Genomic DNA, 17,605 nt, shown 5'->3' with positions numbered 1-17,605 from the left:
TCGGGAAAGTGGGCGTTTCGCCGCACGTAAGGTTTATCTGAAGGGCTGACTGCGGGGAAAGTGGGCAAATGCAGTATCACAGCGTTAATTTCCGGCCAGACCGTCCCAGAAATCATCAATGATATTTTCTACCTTTAGCGCTTCGACGCTTTCATTTTGACGAACAATGGTATCGGTTAAGCGCGCTTTATCTAATGCCAATAACTCCTGACATGTTTCTGCTGATGCGATCGCGGCCGTATCACTGCCTGCCAGTAGCGCCCCGAGTCTTTCCGGGACCCAGTCGACACGCTCGCACCAGGCATCATTGTCATAAAGGCGCTCGTCTTCGATGCGCGAATACTCCGTCAGGATGTTGAAAATATCGACAGCATCCCGGCTGTCTCTATTGCCTCTGTCACGCCATGCGAATAGTTTCAACAGCAGCAGTCCCGGCAGGGAAGTGAAGTGGATGCTGTTGCCAGCGGCAATCTCAACCCGCCCGGCATGCTGCCATACCTCCTGGAAACCCTCGACGTGCAGGATAATGTCCCGGTCGGGCGGCCATGCGACCTTATTGTTTTGGGCAACAGGGCCAAAGGGGATGATGTCTATTTCGGTGCCGTGCCATATCATCCGATGCACATTATGCCTGACTTCTTTAGCATCCTGCTCAATCATCGCCTGCTTAAGGGCGGTGAACTGCTCCCAGTTTTTCAGGTATACCGCAATATCGATATCATTGGTCTGACGGCCACTTTTCCGACCGTGAACGTGCAGCAACATCACCTCGCGCGCCGTCGCACCGGCAACAAAAAACTCGATCTTCAGCGTGCGGCAGACGTGATTGATGCGGAGGAGCAGCGCCTCAGTTTCCGAAGAGATGGGTTTGGCTAATGTGTAGGTGTTTTTCATTAATCCGCCCTGCGGTTTCGATATTGCGGTCGTCCCGGCTGGCGATAAGTTCAGCCACGCATAGCACTGTTTTTGCGCGCTCTGTGAGCGAAAAATCTTTGCCCCAGAAGGCCTGGGTTAAGATGAATTTCCCGCTCGGATGAGGCTTAAGCCGTAAGCTTTTTCTCCGCTCTGTCAGAGGAGAATGGGTAAAAAGTTGCAGGATTTCAGGCTTGAGATAGCGGTCGGAAAGAAGATAACCGGCGGGCTCTCCTCCCCAGCACTCGCCCTCTTCAAGTTCAATACTGCGCCAGTTGATATCACATTCCAGCTGAAGTGTTTTCAATTTGGGCCGCAGTACTGATGCGTATTCACGTATCCATTCCGCCATCAGCCAGTCCGGATCGGTCAGGCGACGGCCTTGCTTGCCCGAGCGGTAGTGGCGCTCAGTTTCGAGATAATCAAATGCTTTGCTGACCATACCCAGGGAGATCCCTGCATAGCTTGCCAGCTGGCGATAATTTTCATTTATCGAACCCGGCTGTGTTAGCAGAACAAACAGCAGTTTCATTACCCCCTCTGATATCCGGGGGCGCTCCCTGATAACGGGGGGGAGTTTACGCCCGCTGATGCGCAAGAATAGTGCGGGTAAAGCTATGCAGGCATTACCACCGCTATCGATAAAATTGATATGATTTTCTTCGCAATACTGCGTCATCGCCGGGCTAAGGCGTTCACAAATCAGCAGTGCCGGGTGAGTGCTGTTCTGCCTGAAAATGCTGTGCATTTTCTGCAGTATCTCTTTGCGCGGCCTTAGCTTGATAGTGAACAGAAAAGTGAAGGCGGCGCCATCGGGTGTTCGCAGCGTAAGACGACCATCGTGAAAATCGAGGTTGCGGCTCCAGCGAATATCCTCGATTTTAAGTGCTTCTGGCAAATTAGTTAGCACTTTTTCCAGTAGTTGAGCTTCATCATGCATGTTCACATCCCATAATTTGTTCACGCAGCATGAACAAAATTATTCTATGAACAATGTTCTTTTTATGCAACCACAATGGGTTGATTTCTAACCGCAGCAGGGAGGCATTCATGCTCACATCGGTTGCTGAAAATAAGCAGGGTCGTGACTTCGCGATAGGTGATTTACATGGCTGCTATTCAGCTTTACAGCGGTTGTTGTCAGAGGTCAATTTCGATGTGTCCAGCGACCGGTTGTTTGCCGTGGGCGACTTAATCGATCGCGGGGATGAAAGCCCATGCTGTATTGAGTTGTTAAGGCAACCCTGGTTTTATGCTGTGCGAGGCAACCATGAAGAGATGATGCTGGCCTGGTATCATGCGCAGGGTGATGAACGCTTGGCGCGACAGCAAAGCTGGAGCCGGGAGGGTGGAGCCTGGTTTTTCGAGTTGCCAGCGGCCTTACAAAATGCGTATTGCCAGCTCGTTGAGCCGTTACCTTATGCCATGCTTATCCGATCTCAGGGGCAACTTTATTGTGTCATTCACGCCGAGGTTCCGCCTGAAATCTCCCTGATTGAGGTTTTTTTTGCGCGACTCATTGCCGGGGAGCAGGAGGTGATCAATGCCTGCTTGTACGGGCGACGTCGACAACGCAGTGATTTTCAGCAACGTATCGGCGGTATTGATTTCATTCTGAGTGGACATACACCAGGGCGCTTGCCACGTATCTGGTCGGGGAATTCGTTGCGGCTGGATTTTGGCGCGGGGCATAGGGGAAAGTTTAACGGACTGGGAATGTTGGAGCTGGGGAAAAACAATCTTCTGATTGGCTACCCGCACCAGCTGAGCCGCTCTGATGCTTTATCGTTTAGGGTGGAAACTGAAAAAAGATGATGTTCACGATCGGATTCTGTTCATGCGGTATGAACTTCCATAAATCGTGAACAGTGCTGGGACCGGGCATGCCAGGCTCGTAAGGGGTCGACCGAAAAAGAAGGTCGACTCCTGGAGTTGATTAATACTCGGGGTCTGTTGCAAGGGGCGACCGCTTTCTGGTCGCCCCGCGACAATTACTCGTTAATACGCGGATGCTGATCCACCAGGCGGGAGCGCTTGGCTTCCAGCTCGGCGATCTGCTCGCTGATATCTTCGATTTTGTGCTCGATGTTGTCGTGATGCTCCTGCAGGATCTCTTTGGCTTCTGCCATATCAGAGGCTGCCGGAGTGGCACCGCGCAGCGGCATATTGGCCGTTTCCTTCATCATGATGCCGGTGATTAAACCAATCACCGCCACCACCATCAGGTAGTAAGCCGGCATATACAGGTTGCTGGTCGCTTCTACCAGCCATGCTGCAGCGGTTGGCGTCAGGCCGGCAATCAGCACCGAGATGTTGAAGGCACTGGCCAGCGCGCTGTAGCGGATATGCGTTGGGAACATCGCCGGCAGTGAGGAAGCCATTACCCCGGTGAAGCAGTTGAGGATCACCGCCAGAATCAGCAGACCGGCAAAAATCAGCCCCATCACGCCGCTGTTAATCAGCATAAAGCAAGGCACAGCCAGCAGCAGCAGCGCGACACTGCCGATAATCACGAACGGACGACGGCCAAACTTATCGCTCATCAGGCCCATAACCGGCTGGACAAACAGCATCCCCAGCATGATGGCGATGATGATCATCACGCCATGGTCTTCCGAGTAGTGCAGATTATGCGACAGGTAGCTCGGCATGTAGGTCAGCAGCATGTAGTAGGTGACGTTGGTGGCAATCACCAGGCCAATACAGGCCAGCAGGCTTTTCCAGTGTTTAGTAGCAATCTCTTTGAACGAGACTTTCGGGCCGTCGGCCAGGCCTTCACGGTCGCCCTGTTCCAGTTTATCCACGTGCTGCTGGAACGCCGGGGTCTCTTCCAGCGCATGGCGCAGGTAAAGGCCGATGATGCCCAGCGGCAGCGCAACGAAGAACGGAATACGCCAGCCCCAGTCGAGGAAGTTCGCTTCACCGATAACGGCTGAAATCAGCACCACCAGCCCGGCACCGAGCACGAAACCGGCAATTGAACCGAAGTCCAGCCAGCTGCCCATAAATCCACGCTTACGGTCCGGTGAGTATTCGGCAACGAAGATTGACGCCCCGGTGTATTCACCGCCGACCGAGAAGCCCTGTGCCATTTTGCACAGCAGCAGCAGGATCGGTGCCCAGATGCCTATGGAGGCATAGGACGGGATCAGCCCGATACAGAAGGTACTGACTGACATAATGATGATGGTGATCGACAGGATTTTCTGACGACCATACTTATCGCCCAGTGCGCCAAAGAACAGGCCGCCTAATGGACGGATGAGGAAGGGAACGGAGAAGGTCGCCAGGGCGGCAATCATCTGTGTGCCCGGGTCAGCTCCCGGGAAGAATACCTGGCCCAATGCATAGGCCACAAAGCCGTAAACGCCGAAATCAAACCACTCCATCGCGTTGCCGAGTGAGGCCGCAGTAATGGCTTTACGTAATTTGGTGTCATCAATAATGGTGACGTCTTTAATCCCAATAGGCTTAACACGCTTCCTACGTAGCTTCATATAAAACACCCTGTAATTATCTGTTTCACAAATAAAAATTCACACGACAAAGGTCAGGCCCGTGCTGTCTGCCTGACCGGTCACGGGTGAAAAACCTACAGCAAAATGCGCCATCGTCAGCCATGCAGAAACGTTGCATGTAGCACGTCCGCGCACTTTGCCCGCATACAGTATATCTGTTCCTGGCGAGGTCACATAATTTCGCTCAGAAACAGCGGGGGGAGGAATGACGACTAACGGCATTTTCACCCCGGGAACTGGGGTGAACCTTCCGCGGCTGGCGTCAGTAGAGGTTATCGCGGCTTATTATCCTGCTGCTTAACCCAGTTGAGCAGCGCGGCATTGTCCAGCGGGCGGGCGTAGTAAAAGCCCTGGATAAACGCCACCCCCTGTTTTTTCAGGTATTCGAGCTGCATCGCAGTTTCCACGCCTTCTGCCACCACCTCCAGCGCCAGACGGTGCGACAGCTGAATAATGGCGTCCAGCACCGGCGTTTCCCCATCAACCGCTTCAATCGCATTGACGAACCCTTTATCAATCTTCAGATAGTCGATAGGGAAGGTTTGCAGATAGCTCAGCGAGCAGTGACCGGTGCCGAAATCATCGATCGCCACGTGCATCCCTTCCTGTCGCAGCTCGGCCAGCTTGCGCGCCACCTCGGCGCCGTCGACGATCAGGCTGCGCTCGGTCAACTCCAGCGTAATCGCCAGTTGCAGATGCGCGACGCTGGCAGCGAACTGGCGAATGTCGCTGACGAACGCCTCATGCTGTAAATGCTCTGCCGCCACGTTAATACCGATATGAAATCCTGGCGACACTTGCCAGCTGGCGCAGTCTTTACTCACTAACGCCAACAGATGGCGGGTGAGCGGAACGATCATCCCTTCCTGTTCGGCGGCGGCGATAAAGATATCCGGGCGCACCCAGCTGCCGTCGGAGCGCTGCCAGCGCATCAGCGCTTCGGCTCCGGCCAGCGATTCAGTTTGCAGATTCATCACCGGCTGATAATTCACCGAGAACTCACCGCGGCTAATGGCGCGGCGAATTTCATCACCCCACGAGCTTTTACGCTTCAGCCAGCTGCTGGTCAGAGCGATAAACAGCAGCGAGAGGATAATGGCCATCGGCAGGAAGGTGAACAACACCTGCCGCCAGCTTAGCAGCGCTTCAGAGCGCGGGGCGGTAATGCTGATGGCGATCGGGTAACGCTCAGAGCTACGGCGGTAGATGCTGTTACCGAGGATACCGGGCCGATCGTTCTGCATTTCACCGCTAATAATGCGGTAGCCCCCGCCAAACCGCATGGCGATATGGTAGCCGTGACGGGTACCGGCAGCCTGCATAACATCAATCAGATACTGACCATCCACCACGGCGTACGTACCGAAGCCGCCAGGGATTTCACGCATAAACACCACTGCCGGACGATCCTGCACGCCGTAAGTCCCCGCCACCGACAGGCTCCACCAGGCTTTACGCAGCGGCGGTAGCGGTTGGCGCATCATGGTTTCCAGCGAGCCCAGAGTGTCGCCGTAGGCCGAGGAGCAGAAGACGATCTCATCCTGGGCCAGGCCAATGGAGCGGAAATAAGGGTATAACGAGCCAAGCTGCTGAAGGTCAAATTTAATATCATCGCAGCTGCGATGATTAAACTGGCGCAGGCGGTCAGACATATTCCACGCCATATCGCTGATGTGCTCTGCCTGGCTCAGCAGCATCGAGGCGGTGACCTCCTGCTGGCGTTTCACCGCCTGGCGCGCCTCAATAAAGGTGAAGATCAGGCACAGGATCAGCGGCAGCAGCCCGGCGATGACCAGCCATAAACGCGCATACTTTGGCTTTATGATTGCTTGCAAGCTGATCCCCTGTGGGCGCGGAAGGGCGCACGAATAGTCCGCAATGGCGGGAAATGGTCGGTTTTACACCGCATGTTATCAAGTAATTATCGACACCCTGCAGTAAACAATTAAAAAATTTGCATAACAAATATGAATACTGCCAGTAAATGCCAGAAACAGGCGAGAAGCCTTGTCGCCGCCGACAGGCAGGCGTAGTTTGGTTTTTTCGCGAGATGAAAGGGCAAGATAATGAAGATGAGCGACATTCCTTTTGGCACCACGGCCTGGTCGGCACTGGAAGCGACGGAACATCCGGGGGAGAAGGGAACGGCATGGTGGCGCACCCAGCAGTTTGGCGCGGTTCGCGTGAGGATGGTGGAGTACAGCGCAGGTTACCTGGCCGACCACTGGTGCAGTAAAGGCCATATCCTGCTGTGCCTGTCCGGCGAGCTGCATACCGAGCTGAAAGATGGCCGCGTTTTTACCCTCACGGCGGGCATGAGTTACCAGGTGGCGGATAATGCGGAAGCGCACCGCTCGTGGACTGACACCGGTGCGCATCTTTTCATTGTGGACTGACTCGTCATACTTCAAGCCGCAGATGCGTTGGCTGCATTACTCAGCCCATCCGTGGGCTTCGCCCCTTCGGGGCCGCTGTGAACAGCGTTCAAATCTGCTCCGGGCAGATTTGTCACTTACCCCGGTCACATAGTTATCTATGCTCCCGAGGATGCGTGAACTTGCCGCCTTCCTGCAGCTCGAATTATTTAGAGTCAGAATTAAAGAAGATCTGCTTTAACGCCAGCTCGACGCCGCGAATTTCCGCCAGCCCTTTCAGACGACCAATCGCCGAATAGCCCGGGTTGGTTTTTTTATGCAGGTCGTCGAGCATCTGGTGGCCGTGGTCCGGGCGCAGCGGAATAGCACGCTGATTACCGCTGCGGCGGCGCCTCTGCTCCTCGGCCAGAATCACCTTGATCACCCCCACCATATCGACATCCCCCGCCAGGTGCGCGGCCTCATGGAAGCTGTTGGGGTTCTCTTCGCGTTTGGTCGAGCGCAGATGAGCAAAGTGGATGCGGTCGGCAAAGGTCTCCGCCATCTTCACCAAGTCGTTATCCGCGCGCACGCCGTAAGAGCCGGTGCAGAAGGTAAAGCCGTTGTTTACGCTGTCAACGGTCTCTTTCAGCCACTGCATATCCTCAATGGTGGAGACAATGCGCGGCAGGCCGAGAATGGGGCGCGGTGGATCGTCCGGGTGCACCGCCAGGACAATGCCCGCTTCCGTCGCTACCGGCACGATAGCGCGTAAAAACTCCGCCATATGCTCGCGCAGTTTGGCGTGGTCGATACCGTCATACTGCGACAGCTGCGCCTGGAACTGCTCCAGCGTGTAACCCTCTTCGGCGCCCGGCAGCCCGGCAATAATGTTGCGCGTCAGGGTCTCGACCTGCTGCGCGCTCATCGCCTTAAAGTACGCTGCGGCCTGCTGCTGCTCGTCCACGCTGTAATCCTGCGCCGCGTTCGGGCGCTGCAGGATATGCAGCTCGAAGGCGGCAAAGGCGATATGGTCGAAGCGCAGCGCTTTCGCCCCATCCGGCAGCGCCCAGCCGAGGTCGGTGCGCGTCCAGTCCAGCACCGGCATAAAGTTGTAGCACACGGTGTCGATGCCGCAGGCGCCAAGGTTGCGCAGCGACTGCTGATAGTTGGCGATGTACTGTTTGTAGTCGCCGCGCTGGGTTTTGATCGACTCGTGGATCGGCACGCTCTCGACCACGGACCACACCAGGCCCTTCTCCGCCAGCAGCGCCTGACGCGCTTTGATCTCCTCCACTGGCCACACTTCGCCGTTAGGGATATGGTGCAGAGCGGTGACGATGCCCGTGGCTCCCGCCTGGCGGGCATCATCCAGCGATACCGGGTCTTTAGGGCCGTACCAGCGCCATGTATGTTCCATGCGTTCTCCTTAATTAGTCTGTAATCGGATCTTTTACGATAAAGAAATAGGCCAGCGCCCCGGCAAAGGTCACGCAGGAGCAGATCACCAGCGCCATATTGAACGAGCCGGTGGTGTCGACCACCCAGCCGGTGACAATCGGCGCGAATGAGGCGCAGATAAAGCTGCCGAAGTTCTGAATACTGCTGACCGAGGCCACCATGCGCGACGGCGCCATCACCTGCACCAGCCCCCAGGCTGAGGTGCCGGCAAAGTGGACAAAGAACAGCGCCAGGCTGATAAAGCCCACGGCCATGGCGGTGGAGGTGGACTGCACGACCAGCAGGGTACAGGCGGCGGAGCAGACCAGCCCGAAGCAGATCAGCGCTTTACGGGTTTTCGCCAGCGCATAGCCGCGCCGCGCCAGGCGGTCGGCGACGGTGCCGTTGACCAGCATGCCGATGGAGCCAAACAGGAATGGGATTGCCGCCACCCAGCCGGTGCTCGCCAGGCTCAGCCCGCGCTCCGCCTGCAGATAGCCCGGCAGCCACGAGAGATAGAGCCAGCCGGTATAGTTGACGCCGCTGAAGCCGAGGATCATCCCCCACACCGTGCGCTTCTTAAACAGCGTACCCCACTCCTTTAGCGACACGCGGGTTTTCTGCGACGGCTGCGTGTCCTGGTCAAGATACTGCTGCTCTTCGCGGGTCAGGGCAAAGCGGTCGCGGTTGCGATACCAGGCCACCCAGCACAGCGCTACCGCCACGCCCGCCACGCCGATAATCACAAACATCATCCGCCAGCCGAACGCCAGCATCAGCGCCACGAGGATCGGCGGGGCAAAGGCCTGGCCGAAGGTGGTGGAGGAGTTAAAAATGCCCATCGGCAGGCCGCGCTCGCGGGCGCTGAACCAGTCGTTGACCACTTTAACGCCGCTCGGCATAAACGGCGCTTCGCCGATGCCGAGGCCAATACGCAGCATAATAAAGTGGCTGAAGCTGTTCACTGCCCCGGCCATCGCCTGCATCACCGACCAGAACAGCAGGCCGCCGCCCAGCACGATGCGCGGACCAAAGCGGTCCAGCAGCAGGCCGCTCGGCAACTGCGAGATGCCGTAAGAGAGCGAGAAGGCGGAGAGCAGCACGCCGAATTCGGTGGCGGACAGCCCGAGATCGTTGCGGATCGCCGCGTTGGCGATCGACAGCGATCCGCGATCGAGAAAGTTAATGATCCCGGCGGTGAACAGCAGTATCAGCGATACGGTTTGTATCCGTTTGATACGGATGGTTTTTTGTAGAGGTGTTGCAAAGGTAGAAACCGTCATCGGTAATCCTTGCCGGCTCAGCGGCCGTTTATCGGTGTCGTTATCGAATTTTCCGGCCCAGTGGTCAGGCCGCTGGACCAGAGAATAAACGCTAACCCCGTTACGGTACCGTGATGGCGATCGCAGCACGGTAAATTTGGCGTGGGTCGGGTAGGGCACACCCCTTCGGGCGTCACCTGAGTTTGTCGCAGCGAGGCATGCCTCGCCCGGCTGTGATAAGCTCAGCGCATCACTTTCCCCGCCAGGAACAGGTATGGATTTACCGACACTAAAAGTAGAGCGCCTATACCGGCAGATTTCTAACCTGCTGATTAACTGCATTAAGCAGGGACAGTTTCCGGCGGGCGCTATCCTGCCGCCGGAGCGGGAGCTGGCGAAGCAGCTCGGCGTCAGCCGCTCGTCGATCCGCGAAGCGCTGATTGCGCTGGAGATTACCGGCTGGGTGGAGATCCGCACCGGCAACGGCGTTTACGTCATGAACCCGCTGCCGCAGAGCGAGAGCGCCCCGGCAGAGGAGGAGTTCAGCCTCAAGGCGCTGATACAGGCGCGCCAGGTGTATGAAGCGATGACCGCGGAACTGGCGGCGCGCAACGGCAGTGATGACCAGCGCGCAGAGTTGCAGGAGATCACCCAGGATCTCATCCAGCTGCACGTCAATGACGACAAGTTTCTGCGCGAAGATAAGCGTTTCCACCTGCTGATTGCCGAGATGACCGGCAACGAGGTGCTGCGCGATATGATGGAATACCTGTGGAACAAGCGTAAAAGCTCGCGCTTTGTGCGCCTGGAGAGCCACTACGCCGAAAGTGATTTCCCGCGCGAGATGAATCAGGATCACGCCGATATTGCCGCGGCGATTATCGCCCGCGATGCCCCGCAGGCGCGCGCCTGCATGGAGCGCCATTTACAGCACGTGTATGACCGGCTGTTTATTGAGTAACAGATGATGATATGCCGGGCGGACCGAAAAGAGGGTCCGCCCCTACGCCAATCGGGTAGGAGGCGATTTGACGGTTTGTCCCAGCGCGATCTGTGTAGGGGGCGACCTTCTTTTTCGGTCGCCCCATGTGTTAAAGCGATTTCCGCCCGTTACCCAGTAAAATTGCCAGCCTTCCGCCGCCCGGCGTGGTCTCCATCAGGATCTTACACACGCTGGTTAGCGGCACCGACAGCAGCATGCCGATGGGGCCAAGCAGCCAGCCCCAGAAGATCAGCGACAGAAACACAATCAGGCTCGACAGCCCCAGCCCGCGCCCCATCACGCGCGGCTCCAGCAGATTCCCCAGCAGCATATGAATGGCGATAAACAGCCCCGCCACCAGCCCGGCATCCAGCGGCGTATTGAGCAGCAGCGCCTGGAGCACCGGCGGAACGCCGGCTATCACCGGGCCGATATTAGGAATGAAGTTGAGCACAAAGGCCACCACGCCCCACAGCAGCGCAAACTTTACGCCGAGCGCCAGCAGCGCCAGCCACACCAGCACCCCGGTAAACAGGCTGATCAGGGTTTTCAGCGCCAGATAGTGCGTCACGCCTTTTAGCGCCTTGTGCAGCCCGGCGATGCGGATCTGCGGATTGACCAGGGCATAGCGCAGCTTGTACGGCAGGTGGTGCACCTCAAACAGCATGAAAATCACCGTCATCACCACCAGAATAACCTGCGCCATCGCTCCGGAGAACTGCCCAAGCATGGTCGTGGCGACGTCGACGATGGCGTTTGGATCCAGCCGCTGCGCCAGCGACTGCGCCGAAATATTAATGTGGAAGCGCCCGGCCAGATGCTGCACCACGGCCAGCTTCTGTTCCGCCTGCGCCTGCAGCTGCGGGTAAACCTCGCTGAACTCCTGCGCCGACCCGGCAATCATCAGACCGAGCAGCCCCAGCACAATAATAATCGCCACCGTCACCAGGCCTATCGCCAGCCCGCGCCGCACGCCGCGCCGCATCAGCCAGCTGACCATTGGGTTAAGCACGATGGCAAAGAACAACGCCAGTAAAAACGGCACGACGATCTCTGCGGACAGCTTAATCGCGCCGAGGATCACCATCAGCGTCGCCAGCTTCAGCAGGATATTCTGCCCGATTTTCTCCTGGGGTAAGGGTTTCATTGATTCTCCGTTTTTGGCGTATGCGTCAGCCATTGTAGTGCCTGAAACAGCGCCTCTGACGACTTTCGGAATGATCACCCCTGGCGGGCGCGGCATGCCGCGCCCCGACATTACCCGCAGGGGCCGATCTTTTTTCCGATCGGCCCGGATTGTCATTAATCCTGCAGTAACGCAATGCTCTGGCGGATCTCACGCTCAATGTCCGCCGCGCTCCAGCTGTCCATCACCGAGGCAAACGGCTCGAAGGCGTAAACCCCCTGGTAACCCAGCGCTTCCAGGCGCTGCACCTGCCACGCGCTTTTCAGCAGGTCGTCTTCACTCAGCATCAGGCGCTCTTCATCGGTCAGCTCATTCACCGGGCGGCCATCAATCACTCCGGAGAGGTGCACCAGGCCAATCTGCGACACAGCAATACCGGCGGCGAAATCCTGCTCCGCGCCCTCAAACAGATGGTGATGGAAGGTATCCAGCACGATTTTAAACGGCACCTCGGCCTGTTGGATCAGGCTAATAGCCTGGCCGGCAGAGCGCAGTGAACTGACCGGGAACCCCAGCGGCTCAACCAGGCCATTGACGCCGTAGCGTGCAAACAGCGGCGCCAGCTCGCGCAGCGCGGCTGCGGTATCCTCGGCCGAAATTCGCGTCCCGTCGTTGAGCGGGCACATCACCAGCGCTTTAGCACCAATCCCGCTGGCATCTTTCAGCAGCGATTCCGCCCGCGTCAGCAGGTCAGCGCTGATTTGGTTAAACGGATACAGCGCGTTGATGGTGACGATCTCGATGCCATATTTTTCGGCCAGGTTGCGCACCTGCTGATGGCTCATATTGTCGGTAACGCTGCCGCCCTTCATATCATTGCGCAGCTCAACCTTATGCAGGCCGAGTTTTTGCACCAGCTGGAAAAACGCTTCAATGCTGAGCGCGGGGGCGATTTTACGGTTAATGCAAAAGCGGGTTGGATCAATAGCCATGAGATGGCTCCTGTTAAGTAGGGCGTATTCAAAAGGTTACCGCGCCAGCGCTATTGTCATGCCGGAGCCAGTCGCAGGTGCTGCATGGCCTACAAGAGAACATTTATTTCATGTTTAGTTAATAATGAAATTTAAATTTTTAGATCCGTCTCGCAAAATTTCAATAATAGCGGTGTTCAGCAGCCTGTAACCCAGGGGAGTGCAGCTGTTTTAGCGCACAATTATCCCGGGCTAACCGGGCGGTTCGAAAAACGGCGGTTCCGCACCGGGCGTGCGCTGCGGCGTTTTTTACTCAGGACAATGAAGTGGGCGATCGATGCACATCGGTTGGGCGTAAAAAATGCGATCCAGGCCGCTAAAAACGAATTTTCTAAAGTGAAATATTTGAAAAATTTATTTCAATATTATACTGTCTCAACACGAATCAGGGTTTTGCCCGGCGCGGCAGCGGAAAGACGTCAGACTGCCAGCAAGGGAACTTACTTCATCAAAGAGGCCAGCACATGACTATCGTAGGAAACTTTATTGGCGGTAAAACTTCTCTGAGCGCCAGCAATGAAACTATCCCAATTTACAACCCGGCCACCGGCAAAGCGGTGCGTGAACTGACGCAGAGCACCAGCGACGAAGTGGCGCATGCCATTGCGGTTGCTCATGAAGCGTTCGATAGCTGGTCCCGCACCTCGCCGCTGCGTCGTGCCCGCGTGATGTTTAACTTCAAAGCCCTGATGGAACAGCACCGCGACGAGCTGGCCGAGCTTATCGTCAGCGAGCACGGCAAAGTGTGGTCGGATGCGCTGGGTGAACTGACCCGTGGTCTGGAAGTGGTGGAATTTGCCTGCGGGATCCCGCACCTGATCAAAGGTGAGAACTCGGCGGATGTGGCGAGCGGGGTTGACAGCTACTCGCTGATGCAGCCGCTGGGCGTGGTCGCGGGCATCACCCCGTTTAACTTCCCGGCAATGGTGCCGCTGTGGATGTTCCCCATCGCGCTGGCGTGCGGTAACACCTTTGTGCTGAAGCCACCGGCCCTTGACCCGTCTGCCTCCGTGCGGATGGCGGAGCTGCTGACCGAAGCCGGTCTGCCGGACGGCGTGTTTAACGTGGTACACAGCTCGAACGAAAACGCCGAGCAGCTGTATAAAGATCCGCGCGTGCAGGCGGTGAGCTTCGTCGGCTCTTCCGGCGTGGCCGAGCATATTTACACCACCGCCAGCGCCCACGGCAAGCGCGTGCAGGCGTTTGGCGCGGCGAAGAACCACGCTATCGTGATGCCGGATGCCGACCTTGATGCCACCGTGAACGCCATTATGGGCGGCGCGTTCGGCTCTGCCGGTGAGCGCTGCATGGCGCTGCCGGTGGTGGTTGCCGTGGGTGATGACACCGCCGACAAGCTGATTGCTGCACTGACGCCGCTGGTAAAAGCCCTGCGCGTTGGCCCTGGCATTCACAAAGGTAAAGACGAGAATGAAATGGGGCCGGTGGTTTCCGCTGCGCACCAGAAAAAAGTGCTTGGCTACATCGACAAAGGCGTGGCGGAAGGCGCGAAGCTGGTGGTTGATGGCCGCGGTATCCAGGTGGAAGGCAACCCGGAAGGCTACTACGTTGGCGGTACGTTGTTCGATAACGTCACCAATGAGATGGTGATCTGGCGTGAAGAGATCTTCGGGCCAGTGCTAAGCATTATGCGCGCGCCAGACTACAAAACCGCGCTGGATCTGGTTAACAGCCATGAGTTCGGCAACGGCAGCGCTATCTTTACCAGCAATGGCCACACCGGCCGCGACTTCGTGCGTGAAGTACAGGCGGGGATGGTTGGCGTTAACGTGCCGGTGCCGGTGCCGATGGCGTTCCACAGCTTCGGCGGCTGGAAGCGTTCGGTGTTTGGTGCGCTGAACGTACACGGGCCGGACGGCGTGCGCTTCTACACCCGTATGAAAACCGCCACCGTGCGCTGGCCGAGCGGCCAGAAAACCGTGTCTGAATTCAGTATGCCGACTCTGGGCTGATAAAACGGGCGAGGCGTGCCTCGCCCCTACGCTTGCCCACAGAACAAGGAGACAGAATGTCATTGCTATCCAAAGTAAAACAGCCGGATGCGCAGGGCCGTATCCAGCACGTTACCCCGGAAAGTGCAGGCTGGCGCTATGTCGGTTTCGACGCTTATCAGTTGAAAAAAGGACAGACGCTGACGCTTGAGAGCGGCAGCAAAGAGCTGTGCCTGGTGCTGGTTGCCGGGCTGGCTTCGGTGAAAACCCGCCATGCGGAGTTCCCGAACATCGGTAAGCGCATGTCGCCGTTTGAACGCACGCCGCCCTATTCGGTGTACGTGCCGCACAATGAGCAGGTTGAAGTTGTAGCAGAGTCCGATCTTGAGCTGGCGGTATGCAGTGCGCCAGCGACGGAAGGCAAGCTGCCCGCCCGCCTGATTGCGCCGCAGGACGTCGGCGTTGAGCAGCGCGGCAAGGGCAATAACAAGCGCCTGGTGCACAATATTCTGCCGGACGATAAGCCTGCCGACAGTCTGCTGGTGGTGGAGGTATATACCGACGAGGGTAACACCAGCTCTTACCCAAGCCATAAGCATGACCAGGAAGATTCACCGGATGAAACCTACCTGGAAGAGACCTATTACCACCGCTTTAACCCGGATCGCGGCTTCGCGATGCAGCGTGTTTATACCGACGACCGTTCGCTGGATGTCTGTATGGCGCCGTACAATCATGACGTCGTCACCGTGCCGCGCGGCTATCACCCGATGTCGACCGTTGCCGGGTACGACAACTACTACCTCAACGTGATGGCCGGGCCGGTGCGCCTGTGGAAATTTACCTGGGAGAAAGACCACGCCTGGGTGAACAGCGACGACTATCCGCGTAAAAAATAACCGCCAGAGATGATTAGCTGCGGGCTGACCGAAAAAGAGGGTCAGCCCCTACAGCATTTCAGAGAGCCTCACCGTACGGTCGACCCGTGGTGATGATTGACTGCGGGCTGACCGAAAAAGAGGGTCAGCCCCTACAGCATTTCAGTGAGCCTCACCGTACGGTCGACCCGTGGTGATGATTGACGCCGGGCTGACCGAAAAAGAGGGTCAGTCCCTGCAGCATTTCAGTGAACCTCACCGTACGGTCGACCTTTTTTCCGGTCGACCCGTGGTGATGATTTACACCGGGCTGACCGAAAAAGAGGGGCAGCCCTACACCAATTCAGTGAATCTGTGCGGTAGGGGGCGACCTTTTTTCCGGTCGCCCCGTGGTGATAATTTACACCGGGCTGACCAAAAAAGAGGGTCAGCCCCTACACCAATTCAGTGAGCCTGTGCGGTAGGGGGCGACCTTTTTTCCGGTCGCCCCGTGGTGATAATTTACACCGGGCTGACCGAAAAAGAGGGTCAGCCCCTACACTAATTCAGTGAATCTGTGCGGTAGGGGGCGACCTTTTTTCCGGTCGCCCTTTTTTATGGGCGCGGTTTATTCGGGTCGGCGTTGGTCAGCGCCAGTGATACCGCCAGCGTCTGCGCCAGGCAGAGTGAGGCGACCTGCGAACGGAAGCCATCGACCTGCGCTTCACGCACCACAAAGCAGACGTCGCTAAACGCCGCCAGCGGGCTGACCTGACTGTCGGTAATCGCAATCTGATGCGCACCGCGTTTGGCACCCAGCTCCACCAGCTCCACCGCTTCACGTGCATACGGCGAGTAGCTGATGGCGATCACCACATCTTTCGGATTGACCATGCTCAGCTGTTCGGCAAACATCCCGCCGAGGCCGTCAATCAGGAAGGCGCGGCGCTCAAGGTGGCGCAGCGCGTAGGTCAGATAAGAGGCGACGCTAAAGGAGCGGCGCAGGCCAATCACGTAGATGTTATCGGCCTCGTCCAGCAGCTTCACGGCTTTATTTAGCTGTTCCGGATTAACCTGCATCGCCAGCTGCTGCAGCGCCTGCGAATTTACCATGGTGAAGACGTTAAGGATTTCTGCCGGGCTTTCCGGCGCGCCCTGCGCCTCATCGGTGGCGGTCTGGCGGAACAGACGTGCTCGCTCGGTATAGTTAACGGTCTCTTCCATCAGGTGCTGACGAAACACCTGCTTCATTTCATTAAAGCCGCTAAAGCCAAAGGCGTTAGAGAAGCGGATCAGGGTGGAAGGCGGCACGTCGGCCTGCTGGGCGATCGAAGCGACCGTATCGAAAGCGATGCTGTTGCTGTTATCCAGAATATAGCGAGCCACCTGCTTCAGGCGTTTACTCAGGGTATCGTAACGGCGACGGATATCGTCCTGTAACAGGGAAAGCTGGGTGGGGTTGTTATTCATTGCTCGGCTCGCTAAGGAAAATGTTGTTCTTCTGTGCGTTATTCTACCAGATGAACAAAAAATTTCACTTTAAGGTGAAAGCGGCGGCTTTTATTTCATCAGGATGGGAATGGGGTCACATAAATGCGGTTTACCCCCTGCCAGCAGCGGAAATGCGACGGTTTATTCTGAAATGGGCGAGCGTGGCGCTCACCCTTGCAGGGTTCTCCGTTACTGAAATGCCACCAGCAGCGTCGCCGATGCCTGGAAGTCCCCGGCAGCCGGCTTCACCTGCGGGTCGGCTATCGGCGAGGCGGTCAGCACCAGGCCACTGGCGGGTTTTGGCAGGCTGAACCACTCCTTCAGCGTCACTGCTTCTCCATTGCGATAAAAGCGCACGCCGAGGCCGTCGATTGAAGTGGCCAGTACGTCGGCGGCAAACCCTTGCGTACCGGCTAACTGCATCTTTAACGACTTGCCTCCGTCGCTGCCGCTGCACTTCAGGTTATAGTTGAGGGGTTTAACCACTTGACGGCCATCCGCCTGGCGGATGCCAACGGTGCCAAACTGCACTTCAATCAACTCGTTGTTATTCAGTATGCAGTTGGGCGGGTTGACCACTGTGCCGCTGAACTTTACCGCAGTAGCCCCCTTAATTACTGCCCTGCAGCTAAAACTGATGCCAACGATGGCCAGCACCCATACCATTTTCCTTAAACACATAT

16 protein-coding genes are annotated in these 17,605 nt (G+C 57.1%); 5 read left to right on the top strand and 11 right to left on the bottom strand.

The annotated features are described in order from the left end of the window. Positions 1 to 84: 84 nt before the first annotated feature. The gene (locus J2Y91_RS06940) at positions 85 to 894 is read right to left on the bottom strand and encodes a nucleotidyl transferase AbiEii/AbiGii toxin family protein (protein WP_133622493.1); all 810 of its coding nucleotides are present in this window, start codon (positions 892 to 894) and stop codon (positions 85 to 87) included. Next, positions 848 to 1,852 carry a type IV toxin-antitoxin system AbiEi family antitoxin gene (locus J2Y91_RS06935; protein WP_133622494.1) on the bottom strand — a complete coding sequence of 335 codons (1,005 nt, stop codon included), beginning with the start codon at positions 1,850 to 1,852 and terminating at the stop codon, positions 848 to 850. The genes J2Y91_RS06940 and J2Y91_RS06935 overlap by 47 nt, the downstream gene beginning before the upstream one ends. A 110-nt stretch (positions 1,853 to 1,962) precedes the next feature. Here J2Y91_RS06935 and J2Y91_RS06930 point away from each other — a divergent pair, with 110 nt between their 5' ends. Next, complete coding sequence (locus J2Y91_RS06930; protein WP_166643146.1) at positions 1,963 to 2,727, top strand: metallophosphoesterase; 765 nt, start codon at positions 1,963 to 1,965, stop codon at positions 2,725 to 2,727. A gap of 176 nt (positions 2,728 to 2,903) precedes the next feature. Here the strand turns inward: J2Y91_RS06930 and proP are convergent, their stop codons facing one another. The 3 genes from proP to J2Y91_RS06915 are packed head-to-tail and all read right to left on the bottom strand — an operon-like array spanning position 2,904 to position 6,265. After that, positions 2,904 to 4,409, bottom strand: coding sequence for a glycine betaine/L-proline transporter ProP (proP, locus tag J2Y91_RS06925; RefSeq protein WP_048917768.1), 1,506 nt, complete (start codon positions 4,407 to 4,409; stop codon positions 2,904 to 2,906). A 39-nt stretch (positions 4,410 to 4,448) separates the two neighbouring features. After that, a complete protein-coding gene (locus tag J2Y91_RS06920) occupies positions 4,449 to 4,652 on the bottom strand; it encodes a hypothetical protein (protein ID WP_133622496.1) in 204 nt (67 codons plus the stop codon). 50 nt (positions 4,653 to 4,702) lie between these two features. After that, positions 4,703 to 6,265 (bottom strand): EAL domain-containing protein, encoded by a 1,563-nt coding sequence (locus J2Y91_RS06915; protein ID WP_133622497.1) that lies wholly within the window; start codon positions 6,263 to 6,265, stop codon positions 4,703 to 4,705. A gap of 231 nt (positions 6,266 to 6,496) precedes the next feature. Between J2Y91_RS06915 and J2Y91_RS06910 the strand changes: the two genes are divergently transcribed. After that, the gene (locus J2Y91_RS06910) at positions 6,497 to 6,826 is read left to right on the top strand and encodes a DHCW motif cupin fold protein (protein WP_133622498.1); all 330 of its coding nucleotides are present in this window, start codon (positions 6,497 to 6,499) and stop codon (positions 6,824 to 6,826) included. Positions 6,827 to 7,010: 184 nt separating this feature from the next. On the opposite strand, the gene uxuA is transcribed toward J2Y91_RS06910, so the two are convergent. After that, positions 7,011 to 8,204 (bottom strand): mannonate dehydratase, encoded by a 1,194-nt coding sequence (gene uxuA / locus J2Y91_RS06905; protein WP_133622499.1) that lies wholly within the window; start codon positions 8,202 to 8,204, stop codon positions 7,011 to 7,013. A gap of 13 nt (positions 8,205 to 8,217) precedes the next feature. Then, complete coding sequence (locus tag J2Y91_RS06900) at positions 8,218 to 9,507, bottom strand: MFS transporter (protein WP_253537700.1); 1,290 nt, start codon at positions 9,505 to 9,507, stop codon at positions 8,218 to 8,220. Between the two features lie 253 nt (positions 9,508 to 9,760). Here J2Y91_RS06900 and J2Y91_RS06895 point away from each other — a divergent pair, with 253 nt between their 5' ends. Beyond that, the gene (locus J2Y91_RS06895) at positions 9,761 to 10,447 is read left to right on the top strand and encodes a FadR/GntR family transcriptional regulator (RefSeq protein ID WP_048917763.1); all 687 of its coding nucleotides are present in this window, start codon (positions 9,761 to 9,763) and stop codon (positions 10,445 to 10,447) included. Positions 10,448 to 10,577: 130 nt separating this feature from the next. Here the strand turns inward: J2Y91_RS06895 and J2Y91_RS06890 are convergent, their stop codons facing one another. Further along, positions 10,578 to 11,615: an AI-2E family transporter gene (locus J2Y91_RS06890; RefSeq protein WP_133622501.1), complete on the bottom strand. Its 1,038-nt coding sequence runs from the start codon at positions 11,613 to 11,615 to the stop codon at positions 10,578 to 10,580. A 155-nt stretch (positions 11,616 to 11,770) separates the two neighbouring features. Continuing rightward, on the bottom strand, positions 11,771 to 12,586 hold the full coding sequence (locus J2Y91_RS06885; RefSeq protein WP_133622502.1) for a TIM barrel protein: 816 nt from the start codon (positions 12,584 to 12,586) through the stop codon (positions 11,771 to 11,773). A gap of 503 nt (positions 12,587 to 13,089) precedes the next feature. Here J2Y91_RS06885 and J2Y91_RS06880 point away from each other — a divergent pair. Next, positions 13,090 to 14,595: a CoA-acylating methylmalonate-semialdehyde dehydrogenase gene (locus tag J2Y91_RS06880; RefSeq protein ID WP_133622503.1), complete on the top strand. Its 1,506-nt coding sequence runs from the start codon at positions 13,090 to 13,092 to the stop codon at positions 14,593 to 14,595. A gap of 56 nt (positions 14,596 to 14,651) precedes the next feature. Then, positions 14,652 to 15,473: a 5-deoxy-glucuronate isomerase gene (iolB, locus tag J2Y91_RS06875; protein WP_253537697.1), complete on the top strand. Its 822-nt coding sequence runs from the start codon at positions 14,652 to 14,654 to the stop codon at positions 15,471 to 15,473. Between the two features lie 573 nt (positions 15,474 to 16,046). Here the strand turns inward: iolB and J2Y91_RS06870 are convergent. Next, on the bottom strand, positions 16,047 to 16,901 hold the full coding sequence (locus J2Y91_RS06870) for a MurR/RpiR family transcriptional regulator (protein ID WP_133622505.1): 855 nt from the start codon (positions 16,899 to 16,901) through the stop codon (positions 16,047 to 16,049). Between the two features lie 210 nt (positions 16,902 to 17,111). Then, positions 17,112 to 17,603, bottom strand: a complete 492-nt coding sequence (locus J2Y91_RS06865; protein ID WP_133622506.1) for a fimbrial protein — start codon at positions 17,601 to 17,603, stop codon at positions 17,112 to 17,114. Positions 17,604 to 17,605: the final 2 nt, after the last annotated feature.

Source organism: Erwinia aphidicola (assembly GCF_024169515.1).
Lineage (GTDB): Bacteria > Pseudomonadota > Gammaproteobacteria > Enterobacterales > Enterobacteriaceae > Erwinia > Erwinia aphidicola.
Note: the sequence above shows the minus strand (reverse complement) of the source record. Positions and strands in the feature narration are given on the sequence as shown.